The sequence below is a fragment of the Bradyrhizobium sp. USDA 4461 genome, from assembly GCF_054055655.1.
Window position 1 is genome coordinate 3,492,707 of the sequence record NZ_JBSRXM010000001.1, and the last position, 21,479, is coordinate 3,514,185.

Sequence of the window (21,479 nt, forward strand, 5' to 3'; positions counted from 1 at the left end):
GTCGTCGTCGCGTCATTGCCCGAGCGGCTTCAGGACCTTGATCAGCTCGCCGTGCACGAACTCGTTGCCGCAGACCACATGGCCGGTCTGCAGCGGGTCGTCATTGCCCTGAATGCCGGAGATCGTGCCGCCGGCTTCGCGGACCATCAACAGGCCGGCCGCGATGTCCCAGGGCTGCAGATTGCGCTCCCAATAGCCGTCGAAGCGGCCGGCGGCGACGAAGGCGAGATCGAGCGAGGCGGCGCCGAAGCGGCGGAAGCCCGCGACCTTGGTCTGCAGCGCGGCCATCTCCTGCTGCGCCAGCTGGTGGTTGCCGCGGCCGATATGCGGCAGGCCGCAGGCCACCACGCATTCGTTGAGCTGGCGGCGGCCGGCGACGCGCAGGCGCTGGTCGTTGAGGAACGCGCCCTTGCCGCGCTCGGCGATATAGAGCTCGTCATTGGCGGGATTGTAGATCACGCCGGCGATCACGGTATCCTCGCGCAGCAGCCCGATCGAGATCGCGAATTGCGGGATGCCGTGCAGGAAGTTGGTGGTGCCGTCGAGCGGATCGACGATCCAGGTGTGGGTCTTGTCCGAACCTTCGCGCTTGCCGCCTTCCTCGCCGAGGAAGCCGTAGCCGGGCCGGGCCTTTTCGAGGTCGGTGTAGAGCATCTCCTCGGCGCGCTTGTCGGCCAGCGAGACGAAATTCGCCGGCCCCTTCAGCGACACCTGGAGATGTTCGATCTCGCCGAGGTCGCGCTTGAGGCTGCGGCCGGCGCGTCGCGCGGCCTTGACCATGACATTGATGAGGGCGGAGTAGAGCATGATGAGAACTTGTGACCCGAGAAATGTGAAAGTCGATCAGGCGGCGCGCGTAAATCTCAACCCGTCATCCTGAGGTGCGAGCGGAGCGAGCCTCGAAGGGTGCACGGCCCCGGACCGGGCCGTTCATCCTTCGAGACGCGCTACGCGCTCCTCAGGATGACGGGTCAAGAGTGGACGGCATGGCCGCACCGGATTTCCGGACTGGGTGCCCTCTGGAAGTGGCGCCGTCAAGGCGTCATTTGACGTTGTTTCCGATCCATTTTCGCGCGGCTGCCTCGCCCTTGGCGCGGTCTGCCGGGGTCATATCGGCGAGGATGTCGTCGAGATCGGGGTCGCCCTTGCCGGCGGTCTTGGCGACGGTGTGCCATTTCAGGGCCTCGACCTTGTCGACCGGGGCGCCGGCGCCGGTCGCCAGCACATGGGCGAGGCGGTTCTGCGCGATCGGGCTGTTCTGCCGGGCGGCCTTGCGCAGCAGCGCGATCGCCGCCGGCACGTTCCGCGGCGTGCCGGCGCCGTTGTAGAGCGCGATGGCGTATTCGACCTCGGCATCGACATTATCGGCCAGCGAGGCCGCTTGCAACAGCCGCGCCGCCTTTTCGAGGTCCTTCGGCACGCCGGTGCCTTCCTTGTAGAAGGTCGCCAGCGCGTATTGCGCCTCGGGGCTGCCGGCGTCGGCGGCCATCCGCAGCAGCTCGGCGGAGCGCTTGAGGTCCTGCGGCAGGGTCTGGCCGTCGAGATAGAGCAGCGCGAGGTTATAGGCCGCCTTCGGCTCGCCGAGCTTGGCCGCCGATGCCAGGAGCTTGACCGCACCATCCTTGTCCACGGTGCCGCCGCGGCCGGCGATCTTCATCATGGCGAGCGCGAACATCGCCTCGCGGTCGCCGGCGTCGGATGCGCGCTTGTACCAGTCGTCGGCCTTGGCGTAGTCGCGCTTGACCCCGAGCCCGTTGGCATAGAGCTCGCCCAGCATCGTCATGGCCTTGGGGTCGTTGTTGTTCTGCGCGCGGATGGTGGCGAGCTCGAACGCGCTCTTGTACATGCCGCGCTGATAGGCGCCGTAGACGATGTCGACATTGGGATCGTCCGGCATCGGGGTTGCCGACGGCGTCGGGGTCGCGGATGCGCCAGGCTTTGGCGTCGCGGACGCGGCAGGCTTCGGCGTCGGCTTCTTTGCGACCGGCGAATGCACCTTCGGCTTCTCTTTCGGCGCCTCCTTCTTGGCAGGCGGCGGCGTCTGGGCCGGCGGCGTGATCGAGAGCTGCGCCATCGCGCCGCTCGCCAGCATCGTGCAGCCGAGCGCAACAGCTATCGGACGCAGGCATTTCATTCCGCCGTCATCCCTCGGTCTTTCCCTCGACCTTGGCCTTGCCGAATGCGCCGGCATGGGCCTGCGCAATCGCGGTGCCGATCTCGACCAGCGCCGCCTTGGCACCGCGCGGATCGGCCCAGATGACATCCGCGACCAGCACGAAATCCGCGCCGGCCGCCGCAAACGCCTCGGCCTCCTCGCGCGAGGCCGCAAAGCCGATGCAGGGCGGCTCGAACAATTCGTCCCACCATTCCAGCCGCTCGGCGATCGCCTCAAGCGAGGGCCGCTGTCCCCTGGCGTCGGGTTCGCCGAACAGCACATAGTCGGCGCCGGCCTCGCCCGCGGCCATGGAATCGTGGCGCGTCACGAGCCCGCCGACGCCTGTGATGCGGTCGGGCTTCAGCGCGGGCGCGGCCTCTTCCATCGCGGCGAGCCCGGTCAGATGCGCGCCGTCGGCACCGGCCCGGGCCACGATGTCGGCATGGCCATCGATCAACAGCGCCGCACCGGCGTTCTGGATCGCGGGCGCCAGGGCTTTCACGTAGGAGATCATGCTGCGCGGATCGGTCTCGCGCAGCCGCACCAGCACGGCGGCGATATCGGCCGCAGCCAGCAGCTCGGTGAGCTCGGCCGCGAGCCGTGACGGCTCGTCGACCGGCGGGGTTGCCAGATAGAGGCGCGGCGCCGGCCGCGGCGGAACGGGCTTGCTGGCCAATTATGCCGCCTGCTTTTCGAGGCCGGCTTCCCAATTGCCGGTGCTCGCGAGCCCGTTCATCCGGGCGCGATGCGAGAAGGCGCGCTGGCCGGCGGGGACGTTGTCGGGCTTGCCGGACCACGCCTTCTGCGGCGCCGCCTGCAAGGCCCGGCCATAGGAGAAGGTCAGCCGCCAGGGCAGATGGCCGATCTTGTTCATGGCGTCGAGATGCGCGGTCGCTTCCTCGTCGCTCTGGCCGCCGGAGAGGAAGGCGATGCCGGGCACCGCGGCCGGCACGCAGCTCTTGAGCAGGCGGATGGTCTTCTCGGCGACTTCCTGCACCGAGGCCTGCTTCGGGCATTTCTTGCCCGAGATCGCCATGTTCGGCTTCAGGATCATGCCTTCGAGCGCGACGCGCTGCACCCGCAATTCCTGGAAGGTGCGGTTCAGCACGCGCTGCGTCACTTCATAGCAGCGGTCGATGTCGTGATCGCCGTCCATCAGCACCTCGGGCTCGACGATCGGCACGATCTGCGCGGCCTGGCACAGCGCGGCGTAGCGCGCCAGCGCATGGGCGTTGACGCGGACCGCGGTCTGGGTCGGGATTCGCGACCCGATATCGATCACCGCGCGCCACTTCGCAAAGCGCGCACCGCGCTCGTAATATTTCTTCAGCCGCTCGGCGAGCTTGTCGAGGCCGACGGTGACGAGTTCGCCGGGGCAATTCGGCAGCGGCTGGGTGCCTTCGTCGACCTTGATGCCGGGGATCGCGCCCGCCTGCTCGATCAGCTTGACCAGCGGCGTGCCGTCCTTGGCGTTCTGCCAGATCGTCTCGTCGTAGAGGATGACGCCGGAGATGTACTTGCTCATCGCTTCCTGCGAGCGGAACAGCATCTCGCGATAGTCGCGGCGGTTGTCTTCGGTCGAATCGACCTTGATGGCGTCGAACCGCTTCTTGATGGTGCCGGAGGATTCGTCGGCCGCGAGCAGGCCCTTGCCCGGGGTGACCATGGCAAGCGCAATTTTATTGAGGTCAGCGAGGTTCATCGGAAGCGTCCTCCAGAGCCATTGCCTTTGCAAACCAAAATAGGCGGTTCTCGGGCAAATGCCTAGAAAACGTTCGTCGCGGCCAGCGTTTGCCGCGGCTGGCGATCAAGCCTCCGGGACACCGTTTCCGACTGCGTCAGAGCCGGTGTCCCGCCTTAATGATTCAGGCGATAAGTTGTCAGGCAACCTTGTTACGCAACCTTGGGATCGAGCTGCCCCGCGGCGTAGCGCTTGGCCATCTCGGCCGTGGTCAGCACCCTCTTGATCTTGCTGGCCTGCCCCGCGGTGTTGAATTCCTGCAGGCGCTGCTTGCACAACTTGGTCATCGCGTCCATCGCGGGCTTCAGGTATTTGCGCGGATCGAACTCTTCCGGATTGTCCTTCAGCACCTTCCGGATCTGGCCGGTCATCGCCATCCGGTTGTCGGTGTCGATGTTGATCTTGCGCACGCCGTTCTTGATGCCGCGCTGGATCTCGGCGACCGGCACGCCCCAGGTCGGCTTCATCTTGCCGCCATTGGCGTTGATGATCTCCTGCAATTCCTGCGGCACCGACGAGGAGCCGTGCATGACGAGATGCGTGTTCGGCAGCTTGCGATGGATCTCCTCGATCACGTTCATGGCGAGGATGTCGCCGTCGGGCTTGCGGGTGAACTTGTAGGCGCCGTGCGAGGTGCCCATCGCGATCGCCAGCGCGTCGACCTTGGTCTCCTTGACGAACTTCACGGCTTCGTCCGGATTGGTCAGCAGCTGGTCATGCGACAGCTTGCCCTCGGCGCCATGGCCGTCTTCCTTGTCGCCCATGCCGGTCTCGAGCGAGCCGAGCACGCCGAGCTCGCCTTCCACCGAGATGCCGCCGAGATGGGCCATGCCGGTCACCGTCTTGGTGACGCCGACATTGTAGTCCCAGTCGCCGGGCGTCTTGCCGTCGGCCTTCAGCGAACCGTCCATCATGACCGAGGTGAAGCCGGCCTGGATCGCGGTCATGCAGGTGGCGGGCTCGTTGCCGTGGTCGAGATGCACGCAGACCGGGATCTGCGGGTAGATCTCGGTGACGGCGTCCATCATGTGCTTGAGCATGACGTCGTTGGCGTAGGACCGCGCACCGCGCGAGGCCTGGATGATGACCGGCGCATCGACCTCGGAGGCCGCCGCCATGATCGACAGCGCCTGCTCCATGTTGTTGATATTGAAGGCAGGTACGCCGTAGTCGTGCTCGGCCGCGTGATCGAGCAGTTGCCGCAACGTGATGCGAGCCATTCCATTTCTCCCTCTAAAGCGCGTTCGGATTTGAACTCATTCAACCGTGTTTCAAAACTTCGACGCCCGGCAGCGGCTTGCCTTCCATCCATTCAAGAAACGCGCCGCCCGCGGTCGAGACGTAGGAAAAATCGCCGGCCACGCCCGCCTGGTTCAGCGCCGCGACGGTGTCGCCGCCGCCGGCGACCGAGATCAGCTTCTTGGCCTTGGTGCGCTCGGCGGCATGCCTGGCCGATACCACAGTACCGCGGTCGAACGGCGTCAGCTCGAAGGCGCCGAGCGGTCCGTTCCAGACCAGCGTCGCCGCATCGTCGATCGCGGCATGGATGCGCGCGATCGATTGCGGGCCGACGTCGAGGATCATGCCGTCGGCCGGGATCGCGTCGAGGCCATAGGCATGCGACGGCGCGTTGGCGGCAAACTGGCTGGCGACGACGGCATCGACGGGGAGAATGATCGCGCAATTGGCGGCGTTGGCCTTTTCCATGATCCGCAGCGCCGTCGCCGCGAGGTCCTTCTCGGCCAGCGACTTGCCGACCGCGACGCCCTGCGCGTGCAGGAAGGTGTTGGCCATGCCGCCGCCGATCACCAGCGCGTCGACCTTGTTGACGAGGTTTTCCAGCAGGTCGATCTTGGTCGAGACCTTGGCGCCGCCGATGATCGCGATGACAGGCTTGGTCGGGGCTTCCAGCGCCTTGCCCAGCGCGTCGAGCTCGGCCTGCATGGTGCGGCCGGCATAGGCCAGCAGCTTGTGGCCGAGGCCTTCGGTCGAGGCATGGGCGCGGTGCGCGGCGGAGAAGGCGTCGTTGACCCAGATGTCGCCGAGCTTTGCGAGCTCCGCGACGAAGCCGGCGTCGTTCTTCTCCTCTTCCTTGTGGAAGCGGGTGTTCTCGAGACACAGGATGTCGCCGTCCTTGAGGGCTGCAACCGCATTGGCCGCCGCCTCGCCGATGCAATCCTCGGCGAAGCCGACCGGGCGCTTGATCACCTTCGACAGCGCCTCGGCGACCGGCTTCAGCGACTCCTTGGGATCGCGGCCCTTGGGGCGGCCGAAATGGGCGAGCAGGATCACCTTGCCGCCCTTGTCGGAAATCTCGGTGATGGTGGGGGCAACGCGCTCGAGCCGGGTGGCGTCGGTGACGCGGCCGCCTTCCATGGGGACGTTGAGGTCGACGCGCAGCAGCACGCGCTTGCCCTTCACGTTGACGTCGTCGAGGGTACGGAACGATTTTGTCATGAGCGTTTCCTGTGCGGCCGGACGCCGCCGTCCGGCGGACGGCGCAGCTTTCGCTTGCCGATGTCGCGGCCGTCGGGGCCGCGGATGCGGAGGGCAAACGCAAATGCCCGGCTTTGGGCCGGGCATCGCGAACAGTCGAACCTAGATCAGCTTGCCGATCGCGACGGCGGTGTCCGCCATGCGGTTCGAGAAGCCCCACTCATTGTCGTACCAGGCCATCACGCGCACCAGCGTGCCGTTCTGCACCTTGGTCTGGTCCATGTGGAAGGTGGCCGAGTGCGGATCGTGGTTGAAGTCGATCGAGACGTTCGGCGCGTTGGTGTAGCCGAGGATACCCTTGAGCTGCTGTTCGGCGGCGCGCTTCATCGCCTCGTTGATCTCCTTGGCGTCGGTGGCGCGCTTGGCGACGATCTTGAGGTCAATCACGGAGACGTTCGGGGTCGGCACGCGGACCGAGACGCCGTCGAGCTTGCCCTTCAGTTCCGGCAGCACCAGGCCGATCGCCTTGGCGGCGCCGGTCGAGGTCGGGATCATCGACATCGCCGCCGCGCGGCCGCGATAGAGGTCCTTGTGCAGGGTGTCGAGCGTCGGCTGGTCGCCGGTATAGGCGTGGATCGTGGTCATGAAGCCGGTCTCGATGCCGACGGTGTCGTTCAGCACCTTGGCGACCGGCGCGAGGCAGTTGGTGGTGCAGGAGCCGTTGGAGACGACCAGCTGATCCTTGTTCAGCGTGTCGTGGTTGACGCCGTAGACGATGGTGGCGTCAGCGCCGTCGGCGGGCGCTGAGACCAGCACGCGCTTGGCACCGGCGGCGAGATGCGCCGAGGCCTTGTCCTTGGCGGTGAAGATGCCGGTGCATTCCAGCGCGACGTCGACGCCCAGCGCCTTCCACGGCAGCTTGGAGGGATCGCGCTCGGCCGAAACCTTGATCTTGTTGTCGCCGAGGCTGATCGCATCGCCGTCGACGGTCACGGTGCCCGGGAAGCGGCCGTGCACGGAATCGAAGCGCAGCAGATGTGCGTTGGTCTCGACCGGGCCGAGGTCGTTGATGCCGACCACCTCGATGTCCTTGCGGCCGGACTCGGCGATGGCGCGCAACACATTGCGGCCGATACGCCCAAACCCGTTGATCGCGACGCGGATTGCCATGCTCGTCTCCTCTAAAGCTGTTGTCAGCCCCGCGGGAGGGCTCCCACGAGGTTCTTACGGCGGAACGCCCGGTTCAGCCGGGCGCGTACGGAAAAGATGGAGCTTTGGTAATCCTTTTTTACGACAAGCTCAACCGCGGCCTGCTGGTGTCAGGCCAGCGTCAGACGCGCTTGGTGGCAGCGTTAACGACGGCTTCAGTGGTAATGCCGAAATGCGGGAAAAGGTCCTTCGCCGGCGCGCTGGCGCCGAATCCGTGCATACCGATGAATTCGCCATCATGGCCGATCACGGCATCCCAGCCCCAGCGCACCGCGGCCTCGATCGCGATCTTGACCGGGGCCTTGCCGATAATGGCATTTTGCCGCTCGGCGGGCTGCGCCAGCAGCAATTCCAGCGACGGCACCGAGACCACCCGCGTCGCGATGCCGCGCCCGGCGAGCTGCTTCTGCGCCTCGACCGCGATCTGGACCTCGGAACCGGAGGCGAACAATGACACTTTTGCGTCACCCTGGGCCGCGACCAGCTCATAGGCGCCGTGGCTGCACGGGTTGTCGTTCGGTGCTGACGTGCGGAGCTGCGGCAGGTTCTGGCGGGTCAGCGCCAGCACCGTCGGTCCGTCGATGCGGTTGAGTGCCAGTTCCCAGCACTCGGCGGTCTCGACCGCGTCGCAGGGCCGGAACACGCGCATGTTGGGCATCGCGCGCAGCGCGGAGAGGTGCTCGACCGGCTGGTGGGTCGGGCCGTCCTCGCCGAGGCCGATCGAGTCGTGGGTCATGACATAGACGACGCCGGCGCCCATCAGCGCCGACAGCCGCATCGCGCCGCGCGCATAGTCGGTGAACACCAGGAAGGTGGCGCCGTTCGGCGCGAAGCCGCCATGGAGGAAGATGCCGTTGAGGCACGCCGCCATGCCGTGCTCGCGGATGCCGTAATGGATGAAGCGGCCCTTCGGCGTCTTGGCGCCGAACGCGGTCGCAGACTTCGCCTTGTTGTTGTTGGAGCCGGTGAGGTCGGCGGAGCCGGCCACGAATTCCATCGGCATCGCGGCAGCGATCACCTCGATCGCGGCTTCGGAGGATTTGCGGGTGGCGACGTTGAGCGGATTTTCCAGCAGGCCCTTCTTGAAGGCGCGCAGCCCCTTGGCGAGCGATTGCGGCCGCTCGTGACGGATGCGGCGTTCGAACTCGGCGCGCTTGCGGTTGCCGAGCTGCGCGAATTGCTCGTCCCACGCTTTGTGCGCGGCGGCGCCGCGGGCACCCGCCTCGCGCCAGGCCTTCAGCACGTCGTCGGGCACCGAGAACGGCTCGAGCGAGATGCCGAGTTTTTCCTTGGCAGCCTTGAGCTCGTCGGCGCCGAGCGCCTCGCCATGGGCTTTCGCCGTGCCGGCCTTGTGCGGCGCGCCGTATCCGATCGTGGTCTTGCAGGCGATCATCGAAGGCTTGTTGGACTTCTGCGCGCGGGTGATCGCTGCGGCGATCGCCTGCGGATCATGGCCGTCGATCAGCTCGGCAGCCCAGCCGGCGGACTTGAAGCGCTTCACCTGGTCGACCGAGTCGGAGATCGAGGTCGGGCCGTCGATCGAGATGCCGTTGTCGTCGTACAGCACGATCATCTTGTTGAGGCGCCAGACACCGGCGAGCGCGATCGCCTCCTGCGAGATGCCTTCCATCAGGTCGCCGTCGGAGGCCAGCACATAGGTGTGGTGGTTGACGATCTTCTTGCCGAACTCGGCGGCCAGCATCTTCTCGGCGAGCGCCATGCCGACTGCGGTCGCGATGCCCTGGCCGAGCGGACCGGTGGTGGTCTCGATGCCCTTGGTGTGGAAATTCTCGGGATGTCCCGGCGTCAGCGATCCCAGCTGGCGGAAATGCTTGATCTGGTCGAGCGTCATGTCCTTGTTGCCGGTGAGGTACAGCAACGCATAGAGCAGCATCGAGCCGTGGCCGGCCGACAGCACGAAGCGGTCGCGATCGGGCCACGCCGTGTCGGCGGCATCGAACTTCAGGAATTTCGTGAACAGCACGGTCGCGATGTCGGCGGCGCCCATCGGCAGGCCGGGATGGCCGGAATTCGCCTTCTCGACGGCGTCCATGGCAAGGCCACGGATCGCATTGGCCATACGGGTGTGATCGACCTGCGTCATGATGAAAAGTCCGCCTGGAATGAGGAGCTGAGTGCTGAACGCATCGGGGCGGGCAGCCGCGATGCGTGCGTGGATGGCCTTACGGGTTGGAGGGTGGATTAGCACCTCAATTCCGCAAGTCCAAGGCGATGAAACGCCCCAAAACGGGGAAAAGTTGCTCGAAATGGCCCTATTTCATTGAACGGTGCATAGTTTCGCGCCGCCGTTGCGCTTGGCTCGCTCGCCACGTAAATTTCGTCCCGTAAACGCTTGCCGAACCGCCAGTTTTGCCGTGCGGCAGCCATCTCCAGCAGGCCTGATCGAGGGGTCCACGCCGCACGTCATGAGTGATCGTCTCGCCAATGGGTCTGGCAATACCGAGGCACCGCTTGCCGATATCGATGCTGCGACAAAGCGGCTGATGGCAGCACTTGATGCGCTGGAAAGCTCGGTGGAGCGGCGCCGCGAGGCCGACCGCGACGAGAACGAATTGGCGAGCCGGATCCAGGCGCTCGGCGCCGATCGCTCTCGCCTGGCCGACGAGCTCGACGGATCGCTGGTGAAGACGCGCAAGCTCGAGCGCGTCAATCGCGACATCGCGGAAAGACTCGATGCGGCGATCGGCAGCATTCGCGCCGTGCTCGAGGGCGGAGAAGGTCGATGAGCCACATCAACGTCACCATCAATGGCCGGCAATACCGGATGGCCTGCGAGGAGGGCCAGGAGGTGCGGCTGTTGAAGCTCGCGGAAAATCTCCAGCAGCGCGTCGAATCGCTGCGCGGCAAGTTCGGCGAGATCGGCGATGCCAGGCTCACGGTGATGGCGGCGCTCACCGCCTGCGACGAGCTGGTCGACGCCAGCGCGCGCATCCGCAGCCTCGAGGAAGAGGTCGAGCAGCTGCGCAATGCCCGCACCGCCGCAGCCGACCGCGCCCGCGCGACCCAGACCGCGGTCTCCAACGCGCTCAACGCCGCCGCCGAGCGGATCGAGCGCACCACGCAGGTGCTCAACCGCACCATCGGCGGCGGCATCGCGATCGGGTGATGCGCATGCGGCCACGGCCGCATCGTAATCCTGCCGGGTGATTGAGCCAATCGATTCTGAATTATAGAATAATGCGGCTGATTTGCCCGACATGTCAAGTTGCCATATCGGATGCCGGCACGCTGCCGGCTCCTTTGCATGGGGTTGTTTTCGCTGTTTTGGCAGTGCGCCGCTCCGGGGCAGGCTGAGCAAGATCATACGAGCGTGGACTGCGTCGTCCTTACCGCTGGCGGATTGCGGCAACGATGGCTAGATTAGCCTCGCGAAGCTGCGTCGTGCGTCAGGAGCCATATATCCCCGGGGCCTTATCGATCCTTTAGGGAACTGTCCCTGGCCGGGTCCGTGGACCCGGACATATGGTGCCCACCTACTTTCGTAGGGAACTCCGGGATCGAGCGCTCCAACGGCCTCTGCGGCTTCGCACTATTTTTGCTGTTTCCTGGTCGTCGCGCGGCGGCGGTTCGATTGTGGTGCAGCGCTGTCCCCTGCGAAGCAGGGCGTCCAGTGCGCCGCGGCCTGGCCCTTGAATGCTTGCGTCTCTGAATGCTTGCGTCTCTGAATGCTTGCGTCTCTGAATGATGGATCGTCCGTTGTCGCGGACGACGACAGCGGAAGATGGATCATGCACGCATCTCCATCGAAGGCCGAGCTTCGGGCGCTTGCCCTCGCCAAGCGCGATGCGCTGAGCGACGAGCAGCGCGCGACCGCGGCCGAAGCGCTCGCCAAGCGCGGCGCGCCGTTCGAGATCGCCCAGGGCATGATCGTCTCCGGCTACGCCCCGATCCGCAGCGAGCTCGATCCGGTGCCGCTGATGAAGAAGCTGGCCGAGAAGGGCGCGCGGCTCGCGCTGCCCTGCATCAATGCGCGCGGCCAGTCGCTGACCTTCCGCAGCTGGTCGCCGCACGATCGCCTGATGCTCGGGCCGCTCGGCATTCCCGAGCCGTCGCCGGCCGCGGCCGAGGTGCATCCCGACGTGATGCTGGTGCCGCTTGCGGCATTCGACAAGCTCGGCCACCGCATCGGCTATGGCGCCGGCTATTACGACTATACCTTCGCGCATCTGCGCAAGACCAAGCATGTGATCGGGGTCGGGATTGCCTTTGCTGCACAGGAAACCAAGGCCATTCCGGCGCTGTCGCACGACGTCCCGCTCGATTATGTGCTAACGGAGCGCAAGACGTTCGATTTCCGGAGTAGCTAGCCTTGCGTATCCTTTTCGTTGGTGACGTCGTCGGCCGGACCGGCCGCACCGCCATCTCGGACCACCTTCCCGGCATGATCAGGGACTGGTCGCTCGATCTCGTCGTCGTCAACGGCGAGAATTCCGCCGGCGGCTTCGGCATCACCGAGGCGATCTATCAGGAGCTGCTCGATGCCGGTGCCGACGCGATCACGCTCGGCAACCACGCCTGGAATCAGAAGGAGGCGCTGGTCTTCATCGAGCGCGCGCCGCGCCTGATCCGCCCGTTGAATTTCCCGCGCCATTCGCCGGGCCGCGGCGCCACGCTGGTCGACACCAAGAACGGCAAGCGCGCGCTGGTTCTCAACGCGATCGGCCGCGTCTTCATGGAGCCGTCCTCGAACGATCCGTTCAGCGCGATCGATCGCGAGCTCGAGGCCTGCCCGCTGCGCGAGGGCTGTGACGCCATCGTGCTCGATTTCCACGCCGAGGCGACCAGCGAGAAGCAGGGGGTCGGCTTCTTCTGCGACGGCCGCGTCAGCCTCGTGGTCGGCACGCATACCCATGTGCCGACATCGGATCATCAGGTGCTGCCGGGCGGCACTGCCTATATGAGCGACGCCGGCATGACCGGCGACTACGATTCGGTGATCGGCATGCAGAAGGAGGAGCCGCTGCAGCGCTTCCTCACCGGCATTCCCTCCGGCCGTTTCGAGCCGGCAGGCGGCGTCGCGACGCTGAGCGGCATCGCGGTCGAGACCGACGATGGGACCGGGCTTGCCGTCAAGGTCGCGCCGGTCCGCGCCGGCGGGCGGCTCGAACCCGCGGCGCCGGGGTTCTGGATTTGATGTTGTAGCCCGGATGCAGCCAATGGGTCGCGCGAACGCGCGCCCATGACAGGCTCCGCGAAATCCGGGGCCATTCTTTCGACTTGCGACATCCCCGGATTGCCCTGCGCTCCATCCGGGCTACCGGTCACGATTGCCTAAACCCCATCCGGAACGCGCCCCAGTGGCGGCCGTTGACGACGATCGGCGATGACACATCCTTCATCAGCACGAAATTGCCGCCGCCCATGTCGCGGCGATAGGTCTGCAGCAGGAACGGCTTGGTGTTGGCCGCGACCTTGCTCACCGCGCGGTCGTTGAACAGCCGGCGGTTGCGGCAATTGGCGTTATTCCAGACCGGGTCCGGCCCCTGCGGCAGCCGGTAGTTCGGATTGTGGGTCGGCAGGTAGCCGCTGCGCGCCCAGGCGACGCAGAACACGATGCGCGGATCGGTCTTCTGGATCGGATCCTGGATCGCGGGCAGCACCCGATCGGTGAAGCTGACATAGTCGGTCAGATACTGCTTCGGATTGGTACCCGCGATCTCACGGTAGTTCTCGTCCATCAATTGCGCGAGCGTGATCTCGCCGCGCGCGATCGCAGTCTCGAACAGCTCGGAGATCTGCTTCGCGGTGTCGATCACGACGCGGATCAGCGGCGTATCTGACGTCTCGACGCCGCTGTCGGCGATCGTGACGATCAGGCTCTCGGAGAGCTCGAGCAGCTTCGCGACGCGGCTGTCGGCGTGCTTGAGGTCGCGCGAGGAGAGGTCGACGCCCTTGGCGAGCTCGTTGAGCTCGCTGATCACGCTGTCGCAATGGCCGAGATTGGAGGTCGCGGCGCGCGCCACATTGCCGATCTCGGCGCCGACCGACGAGAAGCCGTCCTGCACGCGGCTGATGATGCCGGAAATCTGCTGGGCGCCTTCGCCGGCGCTCTTGGCGCGCAGCGAGGCATCGCTGCTTTCGCCGATCAGGCTGCCGATCTGGCCGTCGAGATCGCGCACGGTGTCGGAGATCTGATGCGTCGCCTGGCGGGTCGCCTCCGCGAGGTTCTTCACCTCGCTCGCGACCACCGCAAAGCCGCGGCCGGCATTGCCGGCGCGCGCCGCCTCGATGGTGGCGTTGAGCGCCAGGAGATTGGTCTGCTTGGCGATCGCCTCGATCGAGCCGGAGACCTTGGCGACCTGGCTCAGCGCGGAGCCGACCGCGGCAAGCCGTGCCTCGATGCGCCCGACCGCGGCGACGAGCTCGGCGATGTGGCTCACCGCGGTCTCGACCACGTCGCGCGACTCGGCGATCTGGCCGACCGCGGCGGAGGCGGTCGTCTGCACCGCCTGCGAGGCGTTGGCGATGTCGTGATTGGCCGAGACCATGATCTCGGCGGTCTTCTGCAAATGGTGGAATCGCTCCGACTGGTTGCTGACCCGGTTCGCGACCTCCTGGACGTTGCCGGCAATGTCGGCAAGCTCGACCCCGAGGCCGCCGATGCGGTCGGCGAGCTGGTCGACCAGCCGTTCGGCCAGCGTCCGGTTCGATGATGTATCCAGCACTGCAAGCTGCGCAGCCGACATGTCAGCACGTCCTCCCGTCACAGCGGCCCGTCAAGCCGCCGCAGCATTCCCCATCCGATCCAGAGCGTGATTCGCGAAGGCAGTCTTGCCTGAGCGTGCACTCACAGCCTGTAGGCGGTACGGAACCCGCCCCAGTGCCGGCCGCGGACCCGGATCGGCACGTCGATCTCCCGCATCATCACGGTGGTGCCGTTGCCCATGTCGCGCGCGTAGCTCTGCACCAGATAGGCGCGCTGATTGCGCGCGGCGGCGAGGCCGGCCGGATCGTTGAAGATGCGGCGATTGCGGCAATTGGCGGTGTTGTAGGCGACGTCGCCCGGTCGCTGCGGATGCGAGTAGATCTTGTTGTGGACCGGCAGATAGCCGTTGCGGTCGACGGTTGCGCAGAATGCCAGCCGCTTGTCCTTGGCCAGGAACGCCTCGAGCAGCGCGGGCAGCGCGCGATCCGCCCAGTCCAGCATTTTGGTGCGGTACTGCACCGGGTTGGTGCCGGCGATCTCGACATAGTCGGTGTCGAACATATCGTCGAGCGTGATCGCGCCGCTGACGAGCCCGTTCTCGAAGATCTTGCTCAGCGCGTGGCCGGCTTCCATCGCCCGGGTGACGAGTTCGGCGTTCTCCTCGTGGATCGCCCACATCCGGTCTTCGATCTTCTCGCGCAGCGCTGATGTCGCGGCCTCGAAACGCGCCTGGACGCCTGCCTTGGCGCGGTCGGCGATCCTGATCCGGCACGCGCCGATGTCCTGCAAGGTCGCGCTCAGGGTCTCCTGCACCGGCAGCTTCTCGACGTCGGGCCCGCCGATCAAGATGCCGTCCATCGCGAGCTCGTAGACCGGCGCGGTGACGGTGCCGCGCGCGGTGGTGATCTCGATGGTGAGGCTGCAAGGCAGCCGCTCGTCCTTGCGCGGATCGCCGCGCTCGTCCTGGCGCAGCAGCACCGCGCAGCGCGCCTTGAGCTTTTGCGCGAACGCGGTCACCGCCTTGCCGGCCTTGGCGACATCGTCGCCATGCGCGGCGGCTTCGCGGGTTGCGCTGTCGATCTCGCCGGCGCTGGTGCCGACCGAGACGATGAAGGTCGAGGCGGAGGCGGCGTTCTGGCCCATCTCGCCGGTGATCTGGTTCTGCTCGGCGACCGCGCCGTTGACGTTGTCGAACACCGGACGGATCTTGTCGATCGCCTCCGAGATGCGGTGCACGGCATCCGCCGATCCGGTGGCGTCCTTCTGCAACGCCTCGATCTTCTTGGTGATCTCCTCGGTCGCGCTCTGGGTCTGGACCGCGAGGGCCTTGACCTCGGTGGCGACCACCGCAAAGCCCTTGCCGGCGGCGCCGGCTCGCGCCGCTTCGATGGTCGAGTTCAGCGCCAGCAGCGTGGTCTGCCGCGCGATCTGGGCGATCAGGTTGACGACGTTGCCGATCGCGGCCGAGGATTCGCGCAGGCGGTCGACATTGGCGGTGGCCTCGCGCGCCGCGGCCGCGGCGTCGTCGGCGAGCTGGCTCGCGCTGCGTACCTGTTGGCCGATACCCTCGGCGGAACGGGTGAAACGGTCGGCGGCCTCGGAGAAGGTCGTCGCGGTGCTCTGTGCGTCGCTGCTGTGGCCGGTCAGCGCATCGGTGCGGGCGCGGATGGCGGCAAGCTTGGCTGCCGTCGCCTCGGCGCCATCGGCCACCGAGCCTGCGGCGCGCTCGAGCTGGCGGATCATCGCGCCGAGCTCGAGTTCCAGCAGTTCCAGGATCTCCTTCGAGGAATCTCCGGACGAATCTTTGGACGAATCCTGGGCCGAATCAGTCGCGGTCGCGGCTTCAGCCGGAACCTGCGGCGCGACGGCCGGCGCGGCCGGCTCCGGCACTTGCTTGCGAAACAAACCGAACGCCATGGGAGCTCTTTTGCGGGCTATTGGAAAGTTGCGGCGGGACGGGCGCGATCCTCGCATCCGGGCATGAAGTCATGGTTAACAAGTGCCTCATATTCCGGCATGCGGTAGTATTCCTCCGCCGGATGGCCTCGCCGATCCTTTGATTTTGACCGTGAGGGGCCTATAAGGCCGCGTTTTCCATCCCCGTTCAGACCCTAAGCTCCGAAGAGACGTCGCATGGCCGGCCATTCCCAATTCAAGAACATCATGCACCGCAAGGGCCGGCAGGATGCCCAGAAGTCGAAGCTTTTCGGCAAGCTGGCCCGCGAAATCACCGTGGCGGCCAAGCTCGGCACCCCGGACCCGGCGATGAACCCGCGGCTGCGCGCCGCCGTGGTCGCGGCCCGCGCCGAGAACATGCCCAAGGACAATATCGACCGCGCCATCAAGAAGGCCGCCGGCAATGAGGGCGAGAACTATGACGAGATTCGCTACGAGGGCTATGGCCCCGGCGGCGTCGCCGTGATCGTCGAGGCGCTGACCGACAACCGCAACCGCGCCGCCTCCGACATCCGCTCGTTCTTTACCAAGTCGGGCGGCAATCTCGGCGAAACCGGCTCGGTCGCCTTCATGTTCGACCGCACCGGCATCATCGAATACGACGCCAAGGTCGCCTCCGACGACGCCATGCTGGATGCCGCGATCGAGGCCGGCGCCGACGACGTGGTCTCCAGCGAGGCCGGCCACGAGGTCTACGCCTCGCAGGACTCTTTCCGCGACGTGGCAAAAGCGCTGGAAGCCAAGTTCGGCGAGCCGCGCAAGGCGGCGCTGACGTGGAAGCCGCAGAACACCGTCGCGGTCGACGACGAGACCGGCGAGAAGCTGCTGAAGCTGATGGACCTGCTCAACGAGCACGACGACGTCCAGAACGTGTACGCCAATTTCGAGGTGTCCGACGCGCTGCTCGCGAAGATGGGCGGCTGAGGCCGCTTTCTCCGCTGTCGTCGCCCGGCCTCGACCGGGCGATCCAGTATTCCAGAGGCCGTAGTACTTGAGCCGATAAGCCGCGGCGTACTGGATCCCCCCTTTCGCGGGGGATGACGAGCAGAGGCGGAATGATCAGCGGGCCGGCCGCGACAGAGCCGGGGATGGACCGCCGTTTGTGTTTCGTTCTCGCAGGCCAGGCGGTATCACTACCGCATGACAGCGCAGCCGATTCGCTCTCCCGTCCGCATCATCGGTATCGATCCCGGCCTCCGCCGCACCGGCTGGGGCGTGATCGAGACCGAAGGCAACCGTCTGGTCTATGTCGGCTGCGGCTCGGTCGAGCCGCCGGACGATCTGCCGCTGGCGAGCCGTCTGCTGGCGATCCATGAGGGGCTCGCCGCCGTGCTCGGCGACTTCAGGCCGGCGGAGGCCGCGGTCGAGCAGACCTTCGTCAACAAGGACGGCGTCGCCACGCTGAAGCTCGGCCAGGCGCGCGGCGTCGCCATGCTGGCGCCCGCAATGTTCGGTATCTCGGTCGCCGAATACGCGCCGAACCAGGTCAAGAAGACCGTGGTCGGCGCCGGCCACGCCGAGAAGAACCAGATCCAGGTGATGCTGAAGATCCTGCTGCCGAAGGCCGAGCCGCGATCCGCCGATGCCGCCGACGCGCTCGCGATCGCGATCACCCACGCCCATCACCGCCAGAGCACCGCGCTGCGGCTCAGGGTGGCGAACCTATGATCCTGCAATGTGAGGAGGGCACGCTGTTCAGGCTCCCTCCCCCCTTGCGGGGGAAGGTTGGGGAGAGGGGTAAGCCCGGCGCTCCGACCAGTGATGTGCGACGACGATGTATCAATGAAGTTCGCGAGCCAATTGAGCGCGGTGCAAACGTTGTTCGCGCGAAGCGTCGGACAACGGAGCCAGCGGCACCCCTCTCCCTAACCCTCCCCCGCAAGGGGGGAGGGAACCCGTCCGCCGGTGCGTCCCTTACCGACGGATGCGAAAGCGGGGGCGTGCGATGATCGGCAAGCTGAAGGGGCTGATCGATTCCTACGGCGAGGACTACGTGATCCTCGACGTCGGCGGCGTCGGCTATCAGGTGCATTGCGCGAGCCGCACGCTGCAGGCATTGCCGTCGCCGGGTGGCGCGGCGGTGCTGTCGATCGAGACCTATGTCCGCGAGGACGCGATCAAGCTGTTCGGCTTTCGGTCAGATCACGAGCGCGAATGGTTTCGCCTGCTGCAGACCGTGCAGGGCGTCGGCGCCAAGGTCGCGCTTGCGGTGCTCGGCACGCTGCCGCCGACCGACCTCGCCAACGCCATCGCGCTGCGCGACAGGGCGGCGGTGGCGCGCACCCCGGGGGTCGGGCCGAAGGTCGCCGAGCGCATCGTCAGCGAATTGAAGGACAAGGCGCCGGGCTTTGCCGATGTCGATCCCGCGGTGGTGCAGCTGTCAGGCGCGATCGACAACAACCGCGCGCCGCGCCCGGTGACGGATGCGATCTCCGCGCTGGTCAATCTCGGATACGGCCAGCCGCAGGCCGCCGCCGCCATCGCCGCCGCCTCGCGCAGCGCCGGCGAGAAAGCCGAGACCGCGCAGCTGATCCGGCTGGGCTTGAAGGAATTGTCGAAGTGAACCCGCCCTCGCGCATGGTCTCGCCTGAACGCCGCTCCGACGATGTCGGCGACACCGCGCTGCGTCCGCAGTCGCTGACCGAGTTCGTCGGGCAGGCGCAGGCGCGCAAGAATCTCTCGATCTTCATCGAGGCCGCCAAGAAGCGCGGCGAGGCGCTCGATCACGTGCTGTTCGTCGGTCCCCCCGGCCTCGGCAAGACCACGCTGGCGCAGATCGTGGCGCGCGAGCTCGGTGTCGGCTTCCGCGCCACCTCGGGCCCGGTGATCGCGAAAGCCGGCGATCTCGCGGCGCTGCTCACCAATCTCGAAGAGCGCGACGTGCTGTTCATCGACGAGATCCATCGTCTCAGCCCGGCGGTCGAGGAAGTGCTCTATCCGGCTATGGAGGATTTTCAGCTCGACCTGATCATCGGCGAAGGCCCCGCGGCGCGCTCGGTCAAGATCGAGCTGTCGAAATTCACCCTGGTCGGCGCGACGACCCGCGCCGGCCTGCTCACCAATCCCTTGCGCGACCGCTTCGGCATTCCGATCCGGCTCAATTTCTACACCGTTGAGGAGCTGGAGAAGATCGTCACCCGCGGCGCCCGCGTGCTCAACATCGGCATGAGCCCCGATGGCGCCAACGAGATCGCGCGCCGCGCCCGCGGCACGCCGCGCATCGCCGGCCGCCTGCTGCGCCGGGTGCGCGATTTCGCCTCCGCTGCCGACGCCGATTCCGTCGATCGCGGCATCGCCGATCGCGCGCTGAGCGCGCTCGAGGTCGACAGCGCCGGGCTCGATGCGATGGACCGGCGCTATCTCACCACCATCGCGCTGAACTATGGCGGCGGGCCGGTGGGCGTCGAGACCATGGCGGCGGCACTGTCGGAGCCGCGCGATGCGATCGAGGACATCATCGAGCCTTATCTGATCCAGTGCGGTTATCTGCAGCGCACTCCGCGCGGCAGGCTGCTGACCTCGCACGCCTTCCGCCATCTCGGCCTCGCCGAGCCGAACCGCGACCCTTCGCAGTTCGGCCTGTTCGGCGGCAATGGCGACGAGGACTAAGGCTAAGCTCTCGAAGACGTGAACAGGCGTGTTGGTGCAGCGCATTGCGCTGCCGGTAACCTTGCGCGCTAACCATCGCTGCAGCTCTGCAGGCCGTCTGCACAAACGGGGCCAAATTTCGCTCCAATCAAGGGCCTATCCTGGCTCAGGCATCACCGATCACACGTCCATGATTTCCCGTCGAAACTTTCTGCGCACCGCCGGCGGATTGACCGCCGCCTCCGCTTCGACCGCGGCCTATGGCCTGAGCGAGCCGGTCGTCCGCCTCACGCTGACGCGCTACGACCTGTCGCCGCGGCAATGGCCGGCGGACTTTCCGCTCAGGATCGCCGCACTCGCCGACATTCATGCCTGCGATCCCTGGATGTCACTCGATCGCATCGCCGAGATCGTCGACCACACCAATGCGCTCAACCCCGACATCATCGTGCTGCTCGGCGATTATGTCGCCGGGCTGCGCCACGTCACGCGTTTCATCCCGGCGTCAGAATGGGCCGCGGTGCTCAAGGGCCTGAAGGCGCCGCTCGGCGTGCATGCCGTGCTCGGCAATCACGATTATTGGGACGACAAGACGGTGCAACGGCAAGGGCAGGGCGCGCCGGTTGCGCGCCGCGCGCTGGAGCGCGCGGGCATCCCGGTCTACGAGAACGACGCGGTGCGGCTCGTCAAAGATAATCGTCCGTTCTGGCTTGCCGGTCTCGGCGACCAGCTCGCCTTCATGGCGGCGCGGCGCTATCGCGAGATCAGGCGCATCGGCGTCGACGACCTCAGCGGGACTCTCGCAAAGGTCACCGACGACGCACCGGTGATCCTGCTCGCGCACGAGCCTGACGTTGCGCTCCGCGTGCCCTCGCGTGTCGCGCTGCAACTCTCCGGCCACACCCATGGCGGCCAGGTCCGGCTGCTCGGCTGGTCGCCGGCGGTGCCGGTCAAGCACGGCATGCGGCTCGCCTATGGCCACATCAAGCTGAAATGCGACGTCGTCGTCTCCGGCGGCCTCGGCTGCAGCATCATGCCGTTCCGCCTCGGCGTGCCGCCCGAGATCGTGCAGGTCACGCTCGGCGGAAAAGGGCCGGTGGTGTCCTGACCGCGCTTGCGTGATCGCGCAATTTGCGCAACACGATTGTTGTTCCAAAAGCATGATCCGGAAGAGTGCGCAGCGGTTTTCCGAAGAGATCATGCTCAAACGACCTCAATCGAGGGGCCGCAATTGACCTTCCCCCATATCGACGGCGCGATCCGTGATGGCCGCCACCATATGCAGGTCCGCGTCTATTACGAGGACACCGACTTTTCCGGCATCGTCTACCACGCCAACTACCTGCGCTTCATGGAGCGCGGGCGCACCAATCATCTCCGCCTGATGGGCGCCGAGCAGAACGCGCTGTTCGAGGAGGCCGAGGCCGAGACCGGCGGCTTCGCCTTTGTGGTGCGTTCGATGACGCTCGACTTCCTCAAGCCGGCGCGGATGGACGACATGCTCGATGTCGTAACCTGGCCGATCGCGGTGAAGGGCGCCTCCATCATGCTGGCGCAGGAGGTCAGGCGCGGCGATGACGTGCTTGTGAAGGCGCAGGTGCGCGTCGCCTTCGTCAGCGGCGGCCGCGCGCAGCCGATCCCGAAATCCATCCGTATGCTGATGAAGGCCGATCTGGCATGATTATCGGGCAATAGGAAACGCCCCATCGACTCTCGATCCCGCGGCG

General features: G+C 66.4%; 20 protein-coding genes and 1 other RNA gene. 11 read left to right on the forward strand and 10 right to left on the reverse strand.

Going from position 1 to position 21,479, the window contains the following annotated elements:
• Positions 1-12: 12 nt before the first annotated feature.
• From ACVINW_RS16315 to tkt, 8 genes are all read right to left on the reverse strand, one after another.
• Positions 13-807: an inositol monophosphatase family protein gene (locus ACVINW_RS16315; RefSeq protein WP_456752250.1), complete on the reverse strand. Its 795-nt coding sequence runs from the start codon at positions 805-807 to the stop codon at positions 13-15.
• A gap of 235 nt (positions 808-1,042) precedes the next feature.
• Positions 1,043-2,134 carry a tetratricopeptide repeat protein gene (locus ACVINW_RS16320; protein WP_456752251.1) on the reverse strand — a complete coding sequence of 364 codons (1,092 nt, stop codon included), beginning with the start codon at positions 2,132-2,134 and terminating at the stop codon, positions 1,043-1,045.
• 7 nt (positions 2,135-2,141) lie between these two features.
• A complete protein-coding gene (locus tag ACVINW_RS16325) occupies positions 2,142-2,831 on the reverse strand; it encodes a thiamine phosphate synthase (protein WP_456752252.1) in 690 nt (229 codons plus the stop codon).
• Positions 2,832-3,857 (reverse strand): class I fructose-bisphosphate aldolase, encoded by a 1,026-nt coding sequence (locus ACVINW_RS16330; RefSeq protein ID WP_456752253.1) that lies wholly within the window; start codon positions 3,855-3,857, stop codon positions 2,832-2,834. It abuts the gene before it with no gap.
• Positions 3,858-4,048: 191 nt separating this feature from the next.
• Positions 4,049-5,116, reverse strand: coding sequence for a class II fructose-bisphosphate aldolase (fba, locus tag ACVINW_RS16335; protein ID WP_456752254.1), 1,068 nt, complete (start codon positions 5,114-5,116; stop codon positions 4,049-4,051).
• Positions 5,117-5,156: 40 nt separating this feature from the next.
• On the reverse strand, positions 5,157-6,353 hold the full coding sequence (locus tag ACVINW_RS16340) for a phosphoglycerate kinase (RefSeq protein WP_456752255.1): 1,197 nt from the start codon (positions 6,351-6,353) through the stop codon (positions 5,157-5,159).
• A 141-nt stretch (positions 6,354-6,494) separates the two neighbouring features.
• Positions 6,495-7,502, reverse strand: coding sequence for a type I glyceraldehyde-3-phosphate dehydrogenase (gene gap, locus ACVINW_RS16345; RefSeq protein ID WP_456752256.1), 1,008 nt, complete (start codon positions 7,500-7,502; stop codon positions 6,495-6,497).
• A gap of 160 nt (positions 7,503-7,662) precedes the next feature.
• Positions 7,663-9,645 (reverse strand): transketolase, encoded by a 1,983-nt coding sequence (gene tkt, locus ACVINW_RS16350; RefSeq protein ID WP_456752257.1) that lies wholly within the window; start codon positions 9,643-9,645, stop codon positions 7,663-7,665.
• 322 nt (positions 9,646-9,967) lie between these two features.
• On the opposite strand from tkt, the gene ACVINW_RS16355 reads away from it, so the two are divergent.
• The 5 genes from ACVINW_RS16355 (at position 9,968) to ACVINW_RS16375 (ending at position 12,696) form a co-directional block, all read left to right on the forward strand.
• On the forward strand, positions 9,968-10,288 hold the full coding sequence (locus tag ACVINW_RS16355; protein WP_456756410.1) for a DUF4164 domain-containing protein: 321 nt from the start codon (positions 9,968-9,970) through the stop codon (positions 10,286-10,288).
• Entirely contained in the window at positions 10,285-10,668 is a 384-nt protein-coding gene (locus ACVINW_RS16360; protein ID WP_050405741.1) for a cell division protein ZapA, read from the forward strand. The genes ACVINW_RS16355 and ACVINW_RS16360 overlap by 4 nt, the downstream gene beginning before the upstream one ends.
• Before the next feature lie 262 nt (positions 10,669-10,930).
• A non-coding RNA gene (ssrS, locus tag ACVINW_RS16365) (6S RNA) lies at positions 10,931-11,091 on the forward strand.
• A 199-nt stretch (positions 11,092-11,290) separates the two neighbouring features.
• Positions 11,291-11,869 (forward strand): 5-formyltetrahydrofolate cyclo-ligase, encoded by a 579-nt coding sequence (locus ACVINW_RS16370; RefSeq protein ID WP_456752258.1) that lies wholly within the window; start codon positions 11,291-11,293, stop codon positions 11,867-11,869.
• 2 nt (positions 11,870-11,871) lie between these two features.
• Positions 11,872-12,696, forward strand: a complete 825-nt coding sequence (locus ACVINW_RS16375) for a TIGR00282 family metallophosphoesterase (protein WP_456752259.1) — start codon at positions 11,872-11,874, stop codon at positions 12,694-12,696.
• A 127-nt stretch (positions 12,697-12,823) separates the two neighbouring features.
• Here ACVINW_RS16375 and ACVINW_RS16380 read toward each other — a convergent pair whose 3' ends face one another.
• Entirely contained in the window at positions 12,824-14,248 is a 1,425-nt protein-coding gene (locus ACVINW_RS16380; protein ID WP_456752260.1) for a methyl-accepting chemotaxis protein, read from the reverse strand.
• 101 nt (positions 14,249-14,349) lie between these two features.
• On the reverse strand, positions 14,350-16,125 hold the full coding sequence (locus ACVINW_RS16385; protein WP_456752261.1) for a methyl-accepting chemotaxis protein: 1,776 nt from the start codon (positions 16,123-16,125) through the stop codon (positions 14,350-14,352).
• A 216-nt stretch (positions 16,126-16,341) separates the two neighbouring features.
• Here ACVINW_RS16385 and ACVINW_RS16390 point away from each other — a divergent pair, with 216 nt between their 5' ends.
• The 6 genes from ACVINW_RS16390 (at position 16,342) to ybgC (ending at position 21,433) form a co-directional block, all read left to right on the forward strand.
• Complete coding sequence (locus ACVINW_RS16390; protein WP_456752262.1) at positions 16,342-17,088, forward strand: YebC/PmpR family DNA-binding transcriptional regulator; 747 nt, start codon at positions 16,342-16,344, stop codon at positions 17,086-17,088.
• A 216-nt stretch (positions 17,089-17,304) separates the two neighbouring features.
• On the forward strand, positions 17,305-17,832 hold the full coding sequence (gene ruvC / locus ACVINW_RS16395; RefSeq protein WP_456752263.1) for a crossover junction endodeoxyribonuclease RuvC: 528 nt from the start codon (positions 17,305-17,307) through the stop codon (positions 17,830-17,832).
• 277 nt (positions 17,833-18,109) lie between these two features.
• Positions 18,110-18,727 carry a Holliday junction branch migration protein RuvA gene (ruvA, locus tag ACVINW_RS16400; protein WP_456752264.1) on the forward strand — a complete coding sequence of 206 codons (618 nt, stop codon included), beginning with the start codon at positions 18,110-18,112 and terminating at the stop codon, positions 18,725-18,727.
• Complete coding sequence (ruvB, locus tag ACVINW_RS16405) at positions 18,724-19,773, forward strand: Holliday junction branch migration DNA helicase RuvB (RefSeq protein WP_456752265.1); 1,050 nt, start codon at positions 18,724-18,726, stop codon at positions 19,771-19,773. The genes ruvA and ruvB overlap by 4 nt, the downstream gene beginning before the upstream one ends.
• A gap of 169 nt (positions 19,774-19,942) precedes the next feature.
• Positions 19,943-20,860 carry a metallophosphoesterase gene (locus ACVINW_RS16410; protein ID WP_456752266.1) on the forward strand — a complete coding sequence of 306 codons (918 nt, stop codon included), beginning with the start codon at positions 19,943-19,945 and terminating at the stop codon, positions 20,858-20,860.
• Positions 20,861-20,983: 123 nt separating this feature from the next.
• The gene (gene ybgC / locus ACVINW_RS16415) at positions 20,984-21,433 is read left to right on the forward strand and encodes a tol-pal system-associated acyl-CoA thioesterase (RefSeq protein ID WP_456752267.1); all 450 of its coding nucleotides are present in this window, start codon (positions 20,984-20,986) and stop codon (positions 21,431-21,433) included.
• The last annotated feature ends 46 nt before the right edge of the window (positions 21,434-21,479 follow it).